This is a genomic window from Candidatus Nitrosocosmicus sp. R (assembly GCF_054408505.1).
On the sequence record NZ_CP167090.1, the window covers coordinates 2,845,597 to 2,864,277 of the forward strand.

The following is an 18,681-nucleotide window of genomic DNA, read 5'->3' on the forward strand; positions in this document are numbered from 1 at the left end:
TATTCTCTTAATCAAGTATTATTTGATTTATTGGCGGCGGTGGCGTCCTCCGCAGCAGCAGTAGCAGCAGACTTTGGATCGTTATTTTCAGGATTTTGATTAAAAGTACTATCACTTGGAGGTGGAGTATCAGACCCCACATCCCCTGGGTTTGAAGCGTTAGCAGCATTTTGTTGAACGGCCTGATATGCAGCTGTACTTATTTCGGCTAACGCGTTCTTTAAATCGGTTATTTTTGTTTTTATGGCGTCCACATTATTGGCTGTTATCGACTCTTTTAATTCCTGGATTGATTTATTTACTTTATCCTTTTGCTCTGGAGTTACTTTATCTTTTAAGTCTTGATTAATCAATTTTTCTGCAGAATATAGTAAATTGTCTGATTCATTTTTTAATTCTGCTTCTTCTCGTTTCTTTTTATCTACTTCAGCAAATGCATCTGAATCTTTCTTTAATTTTTCGATTTCTTCTTTAGATAATTTAGAGCTTGCAGATATAGTAATCTTTGATTCCTTGGATGTAGCAAGATCTTTGGCAGTCACGTTCAAAATTCCGTTGGTATCGATATCAAATGTGACCTCTATTTGTGGAACACTTCTGGGAGCAGGAGGTATACCCGACAAATTAAACATGCCTAGTGAAACACAATCAGAAGCCATAGTTCTCTCACCCTGGACCACATGGATGGTTACAGCAGTCTGGTAATCTGCAGCGGTAGTGAATACCTTACTCTTTTTGGTAGGAATAGTAGTATTTCGTTCAATCAGAGTTTCTTTAAGTCCACCCATAACCTCCACACCAAGAGTCAAAGGAGTAACGTCAACCAACAAAATATCAGTAGATACTTCACCTGAGATTATTGCACCTTGAATTGCAGCTCCCAACGCAACTGCTTCCATTGGATCAACACCACGTTCAGGTTCCTTGCTCATGACAGATTTTACAAATTCTCTTACTATTGGCATTCGTGTAGGGCCCCCAACCAAAACTATTTTTTCGATATCTGAAGCTGACAATTTTGCATCCTTGATAGCTTGTAGCATTGGATTTCTACATCGTTCCACTACAGGTCGCAATAATTCCTCCAATTTTGCCCTATTCAAAGGAATGGCAAAGTTCTTTGGACCAGTAGATTGATCGTATGCCAAAAATGGTAGGTTTATTTCCGTGGTGACTATATTTGATAATTCGATTTTTGCCTTTTCTGCAGCTTCTCTAACCCTCATCATCGCTGCTTTATCATTTTTGATGTCTATTCCAGATTGGTTTTTAAATTCATTTACAAGATAATCTATCAAAATATTATCCATATCTGTACCACCAAGTTGAGTATCACCTGAAGTGCTCTTTACCTCAAATACACCACCACCCATTTCCATAATGGTAACATCTAAGGTCCCTCCTCCAAAATCAAAGACCATAATTTTAAGATCATGATGGACTTTATCTAATCCAAATGCTAGTGAAGCGGCGGTGGGTTCATTAATTATCCTTACTACTTCTAGTCCGGCAATTTCTCCGGCATCTTTTGTTGCTTGTCTCTGATTGTCATTAAAGTAAGCAGGAACAGTAATTACAGCTTTATTGACCGTATCGCCAAGAAATGCTTCAGCATCCTTCTTGATCTTTTGAAGAATAAATGCAGATACTTGTTGTGGAGTATATTCTTTCCCCAATGCTTTAAATTTGTAATCGGTACCCATTTTCCTTTTAGCTGCAATAACAGTTCCCTCAGGATTTGAAAGCATTTGACGTCTGGCAGGTTCCCCAACCATTAATTGACCATCCTGCGAAAATGCAACTACTGATGGAAAGGCTTTCCCTCCTATTGAGGCGCCTTCAGCAGCTTGTATTATAACTGGCTTTCCACCGATCAAAGAAGCAGCGGCAGAATTACTAGTTCCTAAATCAATTCCTATTATTTTTCCCATTTAAACTTCATCTCCTTTTGTATCCTCTTTATTATCATTATCGATATTTTTAATTATCTTTTTGGAAACCTCTACTAAACTCGGACGAAGGACACGATCATTTAATAAATAACCCTTCCTAATTTCCTTAGTAATAATATTTTCTTCCGCACCATCTTCAACATAAGAAAATCCTATAATTTCATGAAAGTTAGGATCAAAGACACTATTCAAAGCTTTTATTTCTAAAACATTTTCTTTTTCTAAAAAGAGATCAATATTTTTTAGTATATTCGTCAATCCTTCGAGAATTGAAATATCAACTTTATGGTGCTTTAATGTATCTAATGCACGCATAAAATCTTCGCGTAAATTAACCACGGTTGACAAGATATCGGCCTTCACTGAAAGTATCCTCAAGGCATTTTGTTTTTCAATATTTTTTCTATAATTATCGAAATCTGCTAAACTATATTTTAATTTGTTAAATGTGTCGTCATACAATTTTCTATAGTGTTCCAAATCGTCTCTTGTTTCCTTTAATTCGGCAGCCATATCTTCAATGGATAAATCAGTTTTTAAATTTTCATTAGATTCATTAGTGTTATCATCTAATAACAGATAATCATTATTTTGATCATTTTTTACTTGATCTTTGTTTTTAGTTTTATCCATAATAATAAATTTGGTTAAATCTAATAATTACATATCGATTATAGTGAACCCGGAAGCAAAGAAAATAGGATAAGAATATTTTGCATCCAGTTGATATCGCGATTTGCAATCAAGCATAATTACTTTTTATAGAAGATCTTGCACCGCAAGCTTCACATATCATAAAGCCTAACTTTTTAATTTTTTCTGTCCTAGTATCTGGGCTACCGCAAACAGGACAAATAACATAGTCCTTTACATATCGATCTATCAAACCTCCGAATGAAGATATAGGTTTTCTGCCCAAAAAAATAACCCGTTCACCAGTAATATATCCTGCAGATGCTAATTCCTTATTTAAATATAGTAATAATTTTTCAGGATCACGTCTTAATGCCTTCGGAAAATCCATGAAATTTCTAAAAATTGTTCGTTGGCCAACCCATATTACTCTTGGAACAGGAACTTCAAGTCTGGCAACTTCTTTCTTTACCACATTTCCTAGTTTATTTTGTAACCTATCTAACAAGGATATATAACCAGATTCATCTTGGATTGACATGTTATAGATTACAACAGACCAATTAATGTACGTTGTGAATAATAGATCTCTTGTATAAATAGCAGAATTTAGCAGTCATGTAATCACCTTGATGCTTTCTTTCTGTATATCTTTTATTGTTTATAACTTGGTAAACATATTATCCAGCATATAGTATATAGTATATAGTCACAATCTGGCTATTGGATTGTGGATTTTATTATCGGTATTAATTTGTAATTTTTTGAGAAAAGTTAACCTGTGTCACTTGCGACACATTCATTTAAATAATTTTCCTTAATATATCTATACCACATTCCATTTATAAGTAAATAAACGGTCAACAACATTTTCAACCTCATCTGCAATACAAATATCGTTTGATTTTTCTTCTTGTATTATCTTTAAAATAATTTAGAGAAATCACATGTATTCACACATATCTTTTCATAAAAGCTGTTTGGACATTACAGAAGAGATCTATAATTGATTTATATAATTAACAAGTAATAAGATCAGAATATCGATCTATACCCGGATGTATTATTTTGAATTATCCAATCAACAAATGGATGCAAAGTGTTATAAGGTAAATCAGCAGATTTTTCCACGTTATAGCTTAACATAACCATCCGATTTAACAATAAACTATGTAATTTTTTATCTAATTGATCTCTTTTAAAAGGATCATAAATTTCAAAAAAACATTTTTGTCTGTAGTATGAAATATGGTGAGCATAACAATACATGAGCAAAGTAGGGTCTCGGCTAATCCTTTTATTTATCTCCCTTTCTTCAAATGCAGGGCTATTTTGCATTTCAACATAAATTTGAAGAACCCTTCTTTGATAATTCTCTTTTATCAATTCAATATTAGACGGAGCTATGTTTTTTGATAGAAAAATGTCACGCTTTAGTTGATCAATAGTTTTTCGTGTGATATCTTTTGCTGATAATACATCTAAATCATTTTTGACTCCAAAATCTTTTCCGAAGAGAAAAAAAATTCCTAAAATTTCATGTTGATCGACGAATGGAAAGTCCAAATCTCCATCAAGAAATTTTGATAGTCTTTCGTAAATGTTACCAGGCAAAAAGAATCCCATATAGGAATCAGAAACTATAGTCAAGGCAATTGAAGAGGTAGGATGTATATAATAAATATTTTTTCGTGTTGTATTGGTTGTTTATATAAAGTCACTAGGCTTTAGAATAGAATCCAGCTTTTCTTTCATAAATTTGACCATCGTTCATTGCCTTTTTTATGTGCAATTTAGCATCTGAATCACTAAATTTACCGGTTTTGACTAGTTCTCCAATGAACACATTCTCTTCAACGTCATTCTTTTCTTCTCCGGAAAGACTTGAAAATATTTCCATGAAAAGTTTTAGTTTTGATATTTCGCTGAAAGGTTTTCCATGCAATACACCCAGATCAACTTTACCAGTATTGACATCAACGCCTGCGGTTTCCAGCATTCTTTGAACTAGAAACAACGATCTTTCTGCATCTTCTCTTTCGACTTTATCTTTTAACAGCAATCTTGCGCGAGCAGTAGCAAGTCTCACTAGGCCTTCCAATTGCCTGGGTGTAACGGTAATCATACTATCTGAATCAACATTTCTCATTTTCATATAATAATCACGAATAATATTTATCGCCTCTCGAGTCAGCTCGGGTTCAATAATTTGTTTAGCAAATGTCAAGTATTTACTGAAGAGATCTATATTAATAGCGGCCTGAGATGATTTTTGGGCATCCTTATGGATTTCTAAAATATGGCTGGCGATTTTACTATCCTTTTCTTTTTCTGGAAGATCGCGTATCACATAAACAAGATCAAACCTCGTAAGAAGAGGAATTGGAAGATTTACATTTTCAGTGATATTTTTATAAGGATCATATTTGCCATACATGGGATTCGCAGCGGACAGTATAGAGGTTCTCGCATTTAATGTCGCCACAATACCACCTTTAGCAACTGAACAAGTTTGCTGTTCCATAACTTCGTGAAGGGCTGAACGATCCTCAGCTTTTATTTTGTCGAATTCATCGATACAAACCAACCCTTGATCTCCAAGTACTACAGCACCTGCTTCAAGCATCATTATTCCGGATTTATCTCTCACTACAGCAGCTGTTAGTCCTGCTGCAGTGGAGCCTCTTCCAGAAGTATATAATCCCCTAGGAGCTATTTTTGCGGCAAATTTAAGCATTTCAGACTTGGCTGTTCCAGGATCACCAACCAATAGGACGTTTATATCGCCTCTTCGTGTTGATCCATCATCTAATTTTTTGGTAATTGACCCCACAATTAAAAGCAAAATGGATTCTTTTATGACTTCGTGTCCATAGATATGCGGAGCAAAGGATGATACTAGTTTGTCATAGATATCAGGTTTTTTTGACAAGATCAGTATTTGTCGTTCATCTTCTGCACTGATTGAAATTCGCTCCATTGATCGAGTTTTCTTATCTCCAGCCCTACCCCCAAGATATTCTATATTATTACCTTCCATTCGTAATCTAAACAAAGAAGTCTTTTGAGTGGTGGAATTTCCCGAAACAAAGGAAGCTTCTTGATCTATTCTAATAATTCCTGTCAACATAATCCTATCCCCTGGTCTGCATTGGTCAACCAAATCACCAAGAATTGTCACTTCTATATAGTGAGGGAGTTGCCCTGCAGGAAGATCCTCAGGCAATTCTTGTAATCTAACCAATTGAAAATCGATAAATAGACTGCTTTCTACATCCATCTCCATTTCTTTTTCTGAGCAATTAACGCATCTTTGTGGTTTTTTTAAAGATAATCCCTTTAATTGTGAAAAACTAATTTGATTGCAATTTAGACATCTATAGGCAATTCTTTTTCCTAACGGTTTAACTTCTGAGGAACGTACTACCATTCCGGAAACACCAAGTAACTTATTAATAACATCGGCATTTATGTCACGCAGTCCTTTTTGAACAGCGTAATTTCCTATTCTTACCCGAATATGCTCTCTAATCTCATTTGTATAATCTGGATGTATTTCCAATAGAACAGAAATAACGGCCTCATTAAAAGCCGAAAGCATTTCATCTGGATTATGTGTAATGTCCTTTGCAAGTAGTGGACTGAAACTATCAAAATCAATATAATCAATAGTAATAGAAGTTGATGATGTCGCCATCATATTATTAATTTTATCAAAATACTTGTAATTACCGTCACGATCCTTAAATGAACGTAAAAAAACCTCCAATTCATTTGATAATGCAGAGATGGTTTGTTGTTCTTGTTCCTGCATATTTGATGGATTTGGAGGATCAGCATTACTCAATCTTTAACACCAGTTTTTTAAAATTAGACGTCATATTGTGGAAATTCTCATAGAGAAGTTTTTCTTCTGACGATAGCTTTTCTTCGAGTTCTGGCACTAAAGGAGAAGAAGCAGAGAGTTTGACTATCTTTTGTAGTCTAGAAGCTATGAATGGATTCAAAGATACTATTAATGATTCCCTATCTTTATCTTCGATGGTACGAAGATAATTATTTACTCGTGCATAAAAATCTGGTTCTATTGTAGATACCTCATGACTAGGTGATATTCTTTCTCGATTTAATGCTCTTTTAATATAAGATAATTGATCATCATCATGAATTTCTACTACACCTTGTTTGCTCAAAATAATAGAGATCCATCTCGGAACCGAAGTCATATCTCCTTCTTTTGCACTAATAAAAATAAGTGGTCTTATAGATATTTCAATATCCTTTAAATACATTACTCGTACATCCTTTAGTAGATATTCTAGAGTAGAAAAAGTATAGAAGATTGAAATATCATCTATACCTGAAATTAAGTTATTTGCAACATCAGCATCAACTTCATCAATATCGTCATGTGTAGGCAGCAATGAATTCACAAAATGTAATTATCATTCTTAGTTAATAAAATTTCAATGTCGTATTAGCGGTATCCTCTACAGAGTATTGAATAATTTTAAATTAGAAAAAGATGGACAGTACATAACGATGGAAAAACGGCACCAGGAGCAGAAGCCAGAGATTATTTCTGATATTATGTGGGTCGAAAAATACAGACCAAAACATCTAGCTCAAATAATTAATCAAAAAGAAATTGTAAAAGGCTTGGAAAATTTAATGAAAAAACCTAACGAATTACCACATTTATTGTTTACAGGATCTGCAGGGATAGGTAAAACTACCACAGCTTTATGCCTTGCAAAACAAATGCTAGGAGATAACTGGAAAAGAGATACTCTAGAGCTCAATGCATCAGATGAGAGAGGAATAAAAATGGTTCGCGAAAGAGTAAAAGAATTTGCATCGATCATGAAGATTTCAATAAATCAAGAAAAAAATGAGAAGCCCTTCAAGATCATTATTTTGGATGAAGCAGATGAAATGACCACAGAGGCTCAAACAGCTTTGAGAAGAATAATAGAAGATAGTGCTAGAACTACTAGGTTTATTTTTATTTGTAACTATCTTTCACATATAATTGAACCAATACAAAGTAGATGCGTCATTTTTCGATTTTCAAAGGTTTCTGAGGAAGAAGTAATTGAATATTTGAATGATATATGTAAAAAAGAGGGAGTAAAAGTCGAAGAGAAAGCACTTCGTAAAATATATGAACATGCAAATGGTGATTTAAGACATTCGATCAATATATTGCAAGCTGCCTCAGTGAACGGAAATATAAGTGCCCAGCAGGTTCAAAATGCAATAGGTATATCTGGAAAAAGCATAATAGCTGAAATAATAAAATTAGCCATTAATTCCAAATTTAATGAGTCAAGAATAAAACTATTAGAATTACTATATGTTTATGGAGTTTCAGAAACAGATTTTCTAAAATATGCCAATGAAGAGATTTATAAGCTTGATCTGAAAGATCCCTATGAAATTTCATCTATAATTGCAGAATACGATTATAGACTTGCAAATGGTGCACACCCTGAAATACAACTCGCAGCCTTTTTAGCACAATTAGGCAAGATAAATTTGAAAAAAGACAAATCTAATTAAAAATCATCCTCAAACTCATCGCCACCATCCTCTTCTGTAACATCATCGAAATCTTCTTCGAATTCTTCACGTTCTTCCGCGGTCTTATATGGGATATCCGCTTCTCCTAAGTTTCCACAAACTGGACACTTAAATTCAATTGTTTGACCCTCAAGGTCTAGTAGAAATTCTTTGGTGAAGACCTCATCACAGTTTGAACAAACAAGAGTAGTTTGTATATTTTCTTGAGTGAATTTATGCGACTGTACCCGAAAGATTGTGTTCACCATACTTATTTTACCTATAAAGAATCGGTCTTTATTATAACCTTATCTTTTTATAAATCTAAGGTTTTTTAACAAAATAACTATCTAAAAATATTAACTCATGTCCAATAATTTATGCATTTGTGGAATCACTCTTACATCTTTATAAAAACTACAAACTTCATCATATATTTTCAATATTTGCTTAGTTGAGGGAGAGTCAAATTGATAGCTAGGCTGGAGTGTTAGACCACTCAAATTGCCAATATTTGGACGCTCAAAAACTCTAGAAAGCAAATCTCTAACTTCATTTAATGTTGTGGAATTCGTAAATACGACTTTTATAAATGAAATTTTATCGCTTCTATTTAAAGCGATATCCAAACAGCTTAGTTCGTTTTTTAAAAGATTTTCATAGGATTTGGATTCGATTACTTTCGAATCAGATGTTTTAAATTCAACTTTACAAATATCAAAATAAGGCAAAACCAATTCAAATCTTTTCCAATCAAAACAAGATGATTCCAGATATGTTTTCATCTTTAATTCGTTTTTAACAAAATCCGCAAGGGCAATCAAAGATTGAGTTTGTAATAAAGGTTCTCCTCCAGTAAAATTGATTTTATATAGGTTTGGTTGGAGATGTTGAAGGATAAGATATTTAGCTTCATTAATTGTATAACTTTTGCCGCTTGTAGGCGATAGAGAGTATTTTGTATCACACCAATGACATTTGAGATGACAGCCTGAAAAACGTATGAATAGAGTCTTTGTTCCTGCAAGAATGCCCTCGCCTTCAATGCTTACAAACATTTCATTTAATTGAACCTTGTTATGTTTGTTGGTAACAGAAAGACCGTCATCATGATCCACATAATTATCAGCACCGTTATCATTATTGATTTTTGGATTAATAACTGACATAATTTGTTTTATCCTCCAAACCAGCTTTCAAAATTGCTTGTTTTCGATTCATGCAAGACTCACAAATCCCACAATGATTTGAAAGGTTAGTTTTTTTATCGGTAGATCCCAAATAACAGCTCCATGATTGAAAAATCTTGTCGCCCAATATTTCATAGCCTATCAAAAGCAATTCAGATTTACTTAGGTTATCCATGGCGGGAGACCAAATATGAAGCTTTTTTCTTATCCCCAATTTAATTCCATCAATTTCAGACAGATAAAGTACTTTTTCCAGAGAACGTGTAAAAGAGGGACGACAATCAGGGTATCGAGTATCTCCTGAATGAGCACCGTATATTACCAGAGGAATATTTAAAGAAGTTGCCCACACAGAAGCAAGAGTCAAAAAAACAGTATTTCTTAAAGGTACTACCATACTATAGTCAAAAGTTGATGGAATTTTAGATTTGGATCCGGTCAAAATATTTGTTTTCCCAAGCAAGGTTTTTAGAAACGATATGTTAATTATTTCGTGTTTTTTACTCTTCAATAATTTTGAAAAGCGCTTTGCAACGAGCAATTCATTGGATGCGCGTTGTCCATAATCAAAAGAAATCAAATACAATTCTAATCCCATTTTTTTTAGATACGCAGCTGTGCTGATAGAATCCAAGCCACCACTAAATATACAAACAGCCTCAGAAAAATTATGAATGGGACTAAATTTTTCTTTCAATTATGATTACTACCCTCATTCACTAATGTAAACCTGACGATGATGCTGCTGGAGCATTGTCATCAGCGTTCTTAAAATATCCCACTAATCCCCCTAATCCGTATGAAACTGAAATCATGACTCTAGTAGAAAAAAGTATCATCTCATAATGATCTGTGTAATTATAATAAATTGTAACAACTAACAAAGATGAAAGAAGCAACGCCCCAGTTATCAATTGCTCGATACTGAAAATTTTAGAATATTTTTTTAAGAATAGGAAAGTCGAAATGTTACCCAAGGATAAACCAGTAAGCAATAGAAATGGATAATATTTTTGGAAAAATGGGATCAAGAGAAATGGTAGAGCCCAGGTTAAACCATTTATCAATTTTATAAGAAATGGCCAAGAAATACTTGTTGAGACCCGGTCTCGAAATACTTTTCGCATTGATAATATAGGTTTCAAAAAAAGTAATAACGAGACAGCAAAGCAGCCTATCCATATGATGTAGTAATAGAAATAACTGAAATTATAAACAAATACTATATGTGATAAAATCGAAGATAATCCAAACCACACAGATATAAAAAAAAATATGAATGAGAAGACCCGGGTCATTCACTTTAAAAAACTTCACAGAGTATATAATTTAATAAGGTAATCCTAAAAATATGTGACCTGTCAGAAAAAACATGAAGGCCTGTAAATTATGCAATAAAGTAAAATTTTATTCTATTAATTATTTATTTTCTGACACTTTGTGCAATGAGTGCTATATAATCCTGAAGGAAAAATCAGCCAAGGAAAGGAAAAATCATTCCATTTCCTAAGGCTAATTACTCTTGAACATATCCACACTTATTACAAAATTTAGAAGAATATTTGATTGTACCGCCACAATTAATACAGTATTTTTTTTCAATATCTCCAGATTGTTTATTGTTTAAAGTGTTTTCATGTTGTGTAGAGTAAAAATCTGCGATAGCACCAGTGGGTTTAAAGGTCTCATCTATGTCCGGAAGGTACCCAGAAGGAGCAGAGGACATCCCGGTCTTTGATTCGGATTTTTCTTCCAAGTATGAAAGTAGACGGGGAGTAGGTGTATCTGTTTTCGAATCTTTGATTTGTTCACCCAACCAAATCGCAAATTTTTTTAGCGTCATTTCAGGTGTGGAAAAGGTTAGAGAATGGGTGGACATGTAATCTTCAGTAGCCAATCTCCCATTAAAGATTTTCATAATATATACTAAAAAATTGTGTTTATTAATTATTGTGAATTGCCGCATTTATTACAAAATTTTGCTTGTTTTGGAATTGACGCAGCACAAACAATACAGTTTTTTTTCAACCCTTTTGAATCAGCTGAATCTTGCTTAGTAATTATTATATCTACTGGTTTATAGGTAGGAACCTCTTGCGGCAATGGGAAATCGTATTCTTCACTGGTGGAAGATGGAGTCGAGGGGTAAGTGGGATGAGAGGTGGAGGAGGTGGAGGAGGTGGAGGAGGATCCCGCATGACCGCCAGCAGATATAAAACCATCTACTCCAAAACCACCGCCTCCACTACCACTACCACTACCACTACCACCATTCCCTGATCCGGATGGATAAGAGGAGGGAAAAGTAGAGGGGGAGGTAGAGGGTGGCGAGGTACTAGACCGTTCACCTTTGCCTTTGGCAGAACCAGTTTTATCGAGTGCTGTTTTAAGTTCGAGAATTACACGACATGCTAAAAAATTTAAAGCTGAAGAAGATACAAGGAATTCACCCATTCTTGAAAAATATTCATTACTTTCCATTTTTCCTTGTTTAAATAACTGAGTTGAATCAAAAAAAGATTCATAATTATCTTGAGTATCATTAACTAATTGTTTTAGTTTCTCGATTAAGAGACCCAGTGTATCCACTCCAAAGGACATTACTTGAAAATGAATAAGAACAAATTTAAATTTATGTAATTACTGCAACTATAGATAGCAATCTATGACAAAATTATACTTGACAATGTTATCATCTTATAAAAATAATTCTGGGTGAAATAGTTGTGAAATTTTTAAAAGACAATTCAGACTTTGGTATAAATCCATTAGATAAGAAATATAAGGTATTATCAGGCAAAAATTTTTTTGTATTATGGTCTAGTTTAGGCATTGGATTACTGGTAATTTCCGCAGGATCATTTATCTCCTCTTCAAATTTATCAGAAGCAATTATTGCAATAATTGTAGGATCTATTGTAGGCTCGATATTATTAGCCTTAGCAGGCAAAATAGGTAGTGACCATTCAATTCCTTCAATAGTTAGCATGAGACCAGCCTTTGGTCTGCATGGCTCATATTTTCTTACAATCTTAAATATCTTTCAATTAATAGGCTGGTCGACTTTTGAGATAACAATATTATCAAAAGCTGCAAGCATTTTTAGTAATGGATATATTGATTTTTATATTTGGTCGATCGTTTTTGGAACAGTAATCATCCTCTTTTGTATTTTGGGACCCTTAAAAATAGTTAAACAATGGTTAACCAAGTTTGCCGTCTGGGTCGTATACGGTTCAACAATCATCATGCTCATAAATATAATATTGGGTGCCAACAATCTAGATACAGCCAGTTTATTAAATTCAGGTTCTAGTGAATTTAGTTTTTTTAATTCTCTGGATTTAGTCATTGCTATGCCATTATCATGGCTACCTCTGGTCGCAGATTACAATAGGTTTGCTAAAAAAAGCAAAAATGCTTTTTTGGGAACATTTATTGGATTTTCAATTACAAACTGTCTTTTTTATGTAATTGGGCTCTTATTAGGCATTAGTGACATATTTGCAATACTACTTGCAATTCAAACCTTCTTTTACGGATTTGTCTTGCTGGTATTAATCGTAGATGAAGTAGATAACGTTTTTGCAAATATTTTCTCATCTGCAATGTCATTTAAGAACATATATAACAAAATAAATTACAAATATCTTGTTGTTTGTTTCACAATAGTAGGAGTAGTACTGTCCAATTTAATTCCAATTTATCAATATGAAAACTTTTTATTGATAATAGGAGCACTATTTGCCCCCCTTTTTGCAATTGTTTTGACGGATTATTACATCATAAGGAAGGGGCGAATATCTGTCGAGAAATTCTATGAAAAAAACAACAAGTTCAAAATATCAGCCTTCTTTTCATTTTTCGTTGGAAGTATTACTTACTTTATTCTCTCTCCTGTTTCGCCGCTTCATGTAGAGGATTTTGCACTAAATATAGGTTCAACGATTCCAAGTATAGCAATTTCGATTTTAGTCTTCTTAGTAATAGAACTTTTAATAAAAAAAGTTAAATTGAAAAATAATGAATATTCTACAGACAAGAAAATTGAGTAAAAAGATGATGTAAAATGTCGACATTGAAAAAGAGAATAGTAATCCTGGGTGCAGGCTATGCGGGGATTTTTCTTAGGTACTAACCTTTCATCAAAATTAAACAAGGATTCAAATGAAATAATACTGATTGATAGAAACAATTATCATCAGCTAATGCAAGAAATACATCTAGTAGCATCTGGTTTTAGAACTGCAGACCAATTGAAAATTCCAATCTCATCCTTAATTCAAGGGAAAAATATACATTTTATTCAAGACGATATAAAGAGAATAGTTCCTGACAAGAGTCTTATATCTTTGAATTCAGGAGATATCAAATATGATGAATTGATAGTTTGTTTGGGATCTTCTACAAAATACTTCAATATACCAGGTGCTGATAAATACACCCTTCCTATTAGATCAATATACGATGCTTCAATTATTCATGATCACATTTCAAAAATAATTAATGAAGAAAATAAAAAACACAATATAGTAATAGTAGGAGCCGGGGCCACAGGTATAAGTCTTGGGAGCACTTTGGCGGAGATGATAAATGCTTCACCAAATAAAAGCAACATTAAAGTAAACATAATCGAGGCTACCTCAACTATATTACCTGGATGGGATATCAGAGTCAAAAATAGAACTGAAGAGATTTTAAAAGACAAAGGTATAAGGATTTTCCATAACTCACTTGTGGAAAGAGTAGAAGAACGTATTCTATTTCTTAAGGATGGTCTAGAGATTAATTCTTCATTAATAATTTGGACAGCAGGAGTAAGAGGATATAACATAGATATAGAGCCTACAATCGACAAGACCAATGATGGTAGAATAATAGTAAATGAATATTGCCAAACTAATCAGTATAAAAATATCTATTCGATTGGTGATTTGGCAGCAATGAAAAACTCTAAAGGGACATTATATCCTCCATTAGCACAAATCGCAGTAAGGCAAGCACGTTATTTGGCAGACAACATAGCAGAACACTATACCAAAGGAAACAATCCAAAAGAAAAATTTGATTATGAAATAAAAGCTCAAATAATTTCTGTAGGGAGTGATGAATATGTTGGATTGTTAAATAATTATGTGGTGAGTGGAGATCTTGCAAAGATAATTGATGAATTTACCAAACAAACGTACATGAAATCGTTGAAGACCGGAGGGAAAAACATATCTGTCAATCTATATGAAAATGACTTTTTTTCGCAAGTGATGGCAGGTATAACCTTCGCTGGATTCACATTCTTTAAAGGTTTAGAAAAATTGGCATAGTACTTTAAGATAATAAAAGATACTCTAATTTTTCTCTCTTTTGTTTGCTATAATTAAGTGGCAATTCAAAAAAAAATAATACAAACTTAGTTTTTCATTTATTTGGATTCAAAACTGAGTAACAATAGGATTACTTTTCAATATTAATATCAATATTAATATCAATATTAATATCAATATCAATTTAGTACTTCGAATTCGCAGAAAATCTCAAAAAAACAGCTAAAGAAAAGAAATTGACTCGATGGACCTTTATGGATGTTTATGTTCGTGTTCGTGTTCGTGTCGATGTTCATCAGTGTGTAAGTGGGGATGTGAGTGAGACACACCGCCATGGCTATGAGAATGATATATTTTCTTAAAGACAGCATATAAAGCCGTTATTCCAAAGGTCAAAGTAATAAACATGACGATGGTGGGACCAGATGAAGAATCCAAAAAGAAACTAGCATACATGCCACAAAAAGATGCAACCGATCCTATGATAATCGATAGAAATAAAACACTTGAAAAATTATTTGATAACATCCTGGCAGAAATGGCTGGACCTACTATTACTGACGCGAGTAATGTTACTCCAATTGAAGACATTGAAACAATAATTATGGTAGCCAGGACAAATGAAAAAAGTAGTTCGATATATGAAGTCTTAATCCCACTTATTTTGGCACTTTCGTTATCAAAAAAGGAAAAAACTAAACGCTTATGAAGGAAAAAGAAGAAGGCGCCTGAAAGCATTGTTACTGAAACAATAATATAAAGATCTTGTTCGGTAATGGCCAAAATATTTCCAAATAAAAGTGATTCGAAATTCCTGGTATACCTATTTGTAATGCTTACGAGTAACACTCCAAATGCAAAAATAGCGGTGGTGACCAGCCCTATTGCGGCATCAGGTTTAATTTTATTTCTTTTGCTTATTTCATATATCACAAAAGAAGCCAAGTAGCTCCAAACAATTGCTCCAACATAGTAATTCAAACCTACAATATTTCCCACTATTGCTCCTCCAAAAGCAGCATGTGAAAGTCCATGACCAACATAGCTTAGTCCTCTTAAAATAATATATACTCCAGCTAGGCCACAAATACCCCCAAGCAAAACTGACACGATAACTCCCCTAACAAAAAATTCATAATGAAATGGTAACAGAAGATCAATCAAATGATCTGCACTATTTTATTTTGTAATCTGAAAGTCCATATGTTTTTAAAAGGTTATCTTCTTTAAGAACATCTTGTGGATGACCTTCAGCGATCACATATTTATTAAAACAAATAATCCAAGGAGAACGATTGGCAATATGAGTTATATCATGAGTGGACAAAATTACAGTCATACCATTGTTGCTGAGTGTTTTTAGTATATCAAATATTTTTTCTCTTGAAACATAATCTAGACCCGTTGTTGGCTCATCCAAAATAAGAACATCAGGGTTTCTAATCAATGCCCTGCCCAAAAAGACACGTTGTTGCTCTCCTCCAGAAAGTGCGCGAATGTGTCGTTTTTCGTAGCCGCTTAATCCTAATATTTTTAAAGTATCTTTTATTTGATTTTTCAATTTTTTATCTATCCATGGAAGATAACTTTTGTAGTTCCATGATCCCATTGCTATGACCTCTTGTACAGAAACTGGAAAATTCCAATCAATGGTTTCTATCTGTGGAACATATCCAACAGATGGATAATAGAAAATGGAATCACAGTCATTGCAAATGTACTCGATATCTCCATTCCAAGGTTCGTAAATCCCACAAATTAGTTTTAATAAAGTGGTTTTTCCAGATCCGCTAGGACCTACTATAGAAACAAATCGACCTTTTGGTATAGACAAATTGACTCCCTCGACTACAAAATCATGATAGGTAAATCCATAGGATACACCAGTTAATTTTAGATATTCAAAGGAGCCCATCTTAATGATATCATTTGAGATGTTTATTAATATTTAATGAAAAAAAATTATGGTGTGTATGTATTCTCAGGATTTATGTTAGATAGGCTGCTAGTATTTCCCCCTAATGGGACTACCATGTGCTCCATATTATCAAGCATCATTCCTACATACGTATGGTTAGGACTTGTTAAATTACCAGGAAGTGCATCATCTCTCAAGGTCTGTACTATATCTACACCAGCTTCTTTAGCTATTTGATCGGTAATTCTATTTGAAAAGACCTCTGATGCAAAGATGGCAGGCACCTTTTCAGCCTTTATTTGATCGATCAATTTGGCTATATCAAGAGGCGATGGTTCTGAAAAATCTGATGGTTGCACAGCACCAATCACGGTCATGTTATACCTTGGTGCAAAGTATGCCCAAGAATCATGATAGGTTATCAATTTTCTATTTTCGGGCGGTACACTTTGTACTGCTGCTTTTATTCCTTCATCTAGCTGTTTTAGTAAAGCAATGTACTTTTCAGCGTTCTCTGTATAATAAGCAGTATTATTGGGATCCATCTCGATTAGCTTATCTTTAGTTAAATTAGCAAACTTCATAGCATTTCCGGGATTTAACCATACATGAGGATTAGGATGGCCCTGTTCTTTAGGGAAACTAAAATCAAATATCCAATCTGTTGAATTAATGGTACCAACAGCAAGTTTTAACAATTGAATGTCGGGTTTGTTCTTAAGTGACTCATTTACAACTTTTTCCATATTGTCCTCTAGAAACAATCCATTAATGATAACAAGATCTGCATTGCTTAATTTTACTATATCAGATGGAACGGGTTCAAAGGTATGTGAATTTACACCTTCTGGTACCAAACCGGTCAGGTTTATTTTGTCTCCGGCTATATTTTTAACAATATTAGTTATTGGAGACACAGATGTAATGACGTTTAATGTTTTATTAGCTGCATAAACGGAATTCAGATTATTATCAATGCTTATGGAGGAGACCACTGCTAGCAAAGACAAAAGTATTGTAAATGTAGCTACAAACAGTATTTTGGTGTTATTAAAAAAATTTTCTGACATTCTGAATCATTATAAATGATTTTATAAATTTTTTTAATAGCGAGTTATTGGTTTTGGGCCAAAAAATGCATTTATAGTAGATAAGGGGCTGCTTAGATCATATCTTTCTCATTTTGCTAAATGAAACATTTAGAACATTTTTTCTTACTATTCTAACTATAGAATAAATAATGTCACGGATATCATAAACAAATGAGCCTAACAACCGGATCAATAAACCATTTTCACCGGGCAATTTTGTACATCCCCCAATAGCTTCTTTTGTTCCAGACAAAATTTCTAGTATTTCATTTTGTATGATGTTTACTTTATCCTTAGGGGTTAGAATATAAACACTCCCCAGTATTTCATAATTATTCAATATTCCAAAAGATTGTATATTTTCCTCCTTGGGTTCTATTTTTGCTACATCAATTAGTCTTAATTTATCATCTTGATTTACTGACTTGACTTTCATATAACATATATCGTATTCAAAAGATTCATTGCTAGCAACCCTACCAGGAGTTAATATTTCAGAATAAATACAGGTAGCTTCATCATGAACCTTAATATTTGAAACCTGATAGAATCTAGAATCTCTAAATGGTATTATTTGATCAGGTATATATTCTAAGTAACAATCTTTATCAACATTCAAATTTATTATTTGAGATCCAAAGTTTTTATTCATCCTGTATATTCTAGTAGCACTTTGAGTAGTAACATGTGACTTAGCTGAATTAGTAAGTGTAATATCAATTCTATACCTATCACCTTGTAAAATGCCTCCAGATGGAGAAATAATATAAACATAAGCCATCTCGGGAAATGTTTCTTCAAGATAAAGGGCACGTTTTATGCACAAAGGAACCTTGTAATATTGGTGTTTTATGGATGTTTTATGACTACTTGGATTATATTCTAGACCAAGTTCTAAAATACCTAATTTACCTGATTGTCCTACTGCCAATTGTTCCAATGGATTATCGTAATTTAGAATTTCAGCAGGAATATTTTCAGGAGTACAATAAGAAAGATTATACAAACTCATTG

The 18,681-nt window shown here is 33.4% G+C and carries 19 protein-coding genes; 3 read left to right on the plus strand and 16 right to left on the minus strand.

What is annotated here, in order from left to right; all coding sequences use genetic code 11:
- Positions 1–11: 11 nt before the first annotated feature.
- The 6 genes from dnaK to AAGU22_RS14720 form a co-directional block, all read right to left on the minus strand.
- Positions 12–1,931, minus strand: coding sequence for a molecular chaperone DnaK (dnaK, locus tag AAGU22_RS14695; RefSeq protein ID WP_458719852.1), 1,920 nt, complete (start codon positions 1,929–1,931; stop codon positions 12–14).
- On the minus strand, positions 1,932–2,585 hold the full coding sequence (locus tag AAGU22_RS14700) for a nucleotide exchange factor GrpE (RefSeq protein ID WP_458719853.1): 654 nt from the start codon (positions 2,583–2,585) through the stop codon (positions 1,932–1,934).
- Between the two features lie 109 nt (positions 2,586–2,694).
- Positions 2,695–3,126 carry a translation initiation factor IF-2 gene (locus AAGU22_RS14705; protein WP_458719854.1) on the minus strand — a complete coding sequence of 144 codons (432 nt, stop codon included), beginning with the start codon at positions 3,124–3,126 and terminating at the stop codon, positions 2,695–2,697.
- A gap of 494 nt (positions 3,127–3,620) precedes the next feature.
- Positions 3,621–4,235, minus strand: coding sequence for a hypothetical protein (locus tag AAGU22_RS14710; RefSeq protein WP_458719855.1), 615 nt, complete (start codon positions 4,233–4,235; stop codon positions 3,621–3,623).
- Between the two features lie 70 nt (positions 4,236–4,305).
- Complete coding sequence (locus AAGU22_RS14715; protein WP_458721796.1) at positions 4,306–6,399, minus strand: minichromosome maintenance protein MCM; 2,094 nt, start codon at positions 6,397–6,399, stop codon at positions 4,306–4,308.
- Between the two features lie 25 nt (positions 6,400–6,424).
- Positions 6,425–7,018 (minus strand): hypothetical protein, encoded by a 594-nt coding sequence (locus AAGU22_RS14720; protein WP_458719856.1) that lies wholly within the window; start codon positions 7,016–7,018, stop codon positions 6,425–6,427.
- Positions 7,019–7,127: 109 nt separating this feature from the next.
- Here AAGU22_RS14720 and AAGU22_RS14725 point away from each other — a divergent pair, with 109 nt between their 5' ends.
- Positions 7,128–8,147, plus strand: a complete 1,020-nt coding sequence (locus AAGU22_RS14725; RefSeq protein WP_458719857.1) for a replication factor C small subunit — start codon at positions 7,128–7,130, stop codon at positions 8,145–8,147.
- On the opposite strand, the gene AAGU22_RS14730 is transcribed toward AAGU22_RS14725, so the two are convergent.
- From AAGU22_RS14730 to AAGU22_RS14755, 6 genes are all read right to left on the minus strand, one after another.
- Positions 8,144–8,416, minus strand: coding sequence for a hypothetical protein (locus AAGU22_RS14730; protein ID WP_415310744.1), 273 nt, complete (start codon positions 8,414–8,416; stop codon positions 8,144–8,146). The genes AAGU22_RS14725 and AAGU22_RS14730 overlap by 4 nt on opposite strands.
- A gap of 90 nt (positions 8,417–8,506) precedes the next feature.
- Positions 8,507–9,316: a 7-carboxy-7-deazaguanine synthase QueE gene (locus AAGU22_RS14735; RefSeq protein ID WP_458719858.1), complete on the minus strand. Its 810-nt coding sequence runs from the start codon at positions 9,314–9,316 to the stop codon at positions 8,507–8,509.
- The gene (locus tag AAGU22_RS14740; protein WP_458719859.1) at positions 9,303–10,034 is read right to left on the minus strand and encodes a 7-cyano-7-deazaguanine synthase; all 732 of its coding nucleotides are present in this window, start codon (positions 10,032–10,034) and stop codon (positions 9,303–9,305) included. Before AAGU22_RS14740 ends, AAGU22_RS14735 begins: the two co-directional genes overlap by 14 nt.
- 22 nt (positions 10,035–10,056) lie before the next feature.
- On the minus strand, positions 10,057–10,464 hold the full coding sequence (locus AAGU22_RS14745) for a hypothetical protein (RefSeq protein WP_458719860.1): 408 nt from the start codon (positions 10,462–10,464) through the stop codon (positions 10,057–10,059).
- A 389-nt stretch (positions 10,465–10,853) separates the two neighbouring features.
- A complete protein-coding gene (locus AAGU22_RS14750; protein WP_458719861.1) occupies positions 10,854–11,255 on the minus strand; it encodes a zinc ribbon domain-containing protein in 402 nt (133 codons plus the stop codon).
- Between the two features lie 29 nt (positions 11,256–11,284).
- Positions 11,285–11,938, minus strand: a complete 654-nt coding sequence (locus tag AAGU22_RS14755) for a hypothetical protein (protein ID WP_458719862.1) — start codon at positions 11,936–11,938, stop codon at positions 11,285–11,287.
- Positions 11,939–12,063: 125 nt separating this feature from the next.
- Here AAGU22_RS14755 and AAGU22_RS14760 point away from each other — a divergent pair, with 125 nt between their 5' ends.
- On the plus strand, positions 12,064–13,392 hold the full coding sequence (locus tag AAGU22_RS14760) for a cytosine permease (protein WP_458719863.1): 1,329 nt from the start codon (positions 12,064–12,066) through the stop codon (positions 13,390–13,392).
- A 57-nt stretch (positions 13,393–13,449) separates the two neighbouring features.
- Complete coding sequence (locus AAGU22_RS14765; protein WP_458719864.1) at positions 13,450–14,658, plus strand: NAD(P)/FAD-dependent oxidoreductase; 1,209 nt, start codon at positions 13,450–13,452, stop codon at positions 14,656–14,658.
- A gap of 252 nt (positions 14,659–14,910) precedes the next feature.
- On the opposite strand, the gene AAGU22_RS14770 is transcribed toward AAGU22_RS14765, so the two are convergent.
- The 4 genes from AAGU22_RS14770 to AAGU22_RS14785 form a co-directional block, all read right to left on the minus strand.
- Entirely contained in the window at positions 14,911–15,822 is a 912-nt protein-coding gene (locus tag AAGU22_RS14770; RefSeq protein ID WP_458719865.1) for a metal ABC transporter permease, read from the minus strand.
- Between the two features lie 10 nt (positions 15,823–15,832).
- The gene (locus AAGU22_RS14775; RefSeq protein WP_458719866.1) at positions 15,833–16,573 is read right to left on the minus strand and encodes a metal ABC transporter ATP-binding protein; all 741 of its coding nucleotides are present in this window, start codon (positions 16,571–16,573) and stop codon (positions 15,833–15,835) included.
- A 47-nt stretch (positions 16,574–16,620) separates the two neighbouring features.
- Positions 16,621–17,646, minus strand: coding sequence for a metal ABC transporter substrate-binding protein (locus tag AAGU22_RS14780; protein WP_458719867.1), 1,026 nt, complete (start codon positions 17,644–17,646; stop codon positions 16,621–16,623).
- Positions 17,647–17,743: 97 nt separating this feature from the next.
- Positions 17,744–18,679 (minus strand): urease accessory protein UreD, encoded by a 936-nt coding sequence (locus AAGU22_RS14785; protein ID WP_458719868.1) that lies wholly within the window; start codon positions 18,677–18,679, stop codon positions 17,744–17,746.
- Between the last annotated feature and the right edge of the window lie 2 nt (positions 18,680–18,681).

Bases quoted from the DNA above. Each gene is read 5' to 3' on its own strand.
- dnaK (WP_458719852.1), bottom strand. From the start codon at position 1,931: ATGGGAAAAATAATAGGAATTGATTTAGGAACTAGTAATTCTGCCGCT.
- AAGU22_RS14700 (WP_458719853.1), bottom strand. From the start codon at position 2,585: ATGGATAAAACTAAAAACAAAGATCAAGTAAAAAATGATCAAAATAAT.
- AAGU22_RS14705 (WP_458719854.1), bottom strand. From the start codon at position 3,126: ATGTCAATCCAAGATGAATCTGGTTATATATCCTTGTTAGATAGGTTA.
- AAGU22_RS14715 (WP_458721796.1), bottom strand. From the start codon at position 6,399: ATGCAGGAACAAGAACAACAAACCATCTCTGCATTATCAAATGAATTG.
- AAGU22_RS14725 (WP_458719857.1), top strand. From the start codon at position 7,128: ATGGAAAAACGGCACCAGGAGCAGAAGCCAGAGATTATTTCTGATATT.
- AAGU22_RS14730 (WP_415310744.1), bottom strand. From the start codon at position 8,416: ATGGTGAACACAATCTTTCGGGTACAGTCGCATAAATTCACTCAAGAA.
- AAGU22_RS14735 (WP_458719858.1), bottom strand. From the start codon at position 9,316: ATGTCAGTTATTAATCCAAAAATCAATAATGATAACGGTGCTGATAAT.
- AAGU22_RS14745 (WP_458719860.1), bottom strand. From the start codon at position 10,464: ATGCGAAAAGTATTTCGAGACCGGGTCTCAACAAGTATTTCTTGGCCA.
- AAGU22_RS14750 (WP_458719861.1), bottom strand. From the start codon at position 11,255: ATGAAAATCTTTAATGGGAGATTGGCTACTGAAGATTACATGTCCACC.
- AAGU22_RS14755 (WP_458719862.1), bottom strand. From the start codon at position 11,938: ATGTCCTTTGGAGTGGATACACTGGGTCTCTTAATCGAGAAACTAAAA.
- AAGU22_RS14765 (WP_458719864.1), top strand. From the start codon at position 13,450: ATGCGGGGATTTTTCTTAGGTACTAACCTTTCATCAAAATTAAACAAG.
- AAGU22_RS14775 (WP_458719866.1), bottom strand. From the start codon at position 16,573: ATGGGCTCCTTTGAATATCTAAAATTAACTGGTGTATCCTATGGATTT.
- AAGU22_RS14780 (WP_458719867.1), bottom strand. From the start codon at position 17,646: ATGTCAGAAAATTTTTTTAATAACACCAAAATACTGTTTGTAGCTACA.
- AAGU22_RS14785 (WP_458719868.1), bottom strand. From the start codon at position 18,679: ATGAGTTTGTATAATCTTTCTTATTGTACTCCTGAAAATATTCCTGCT.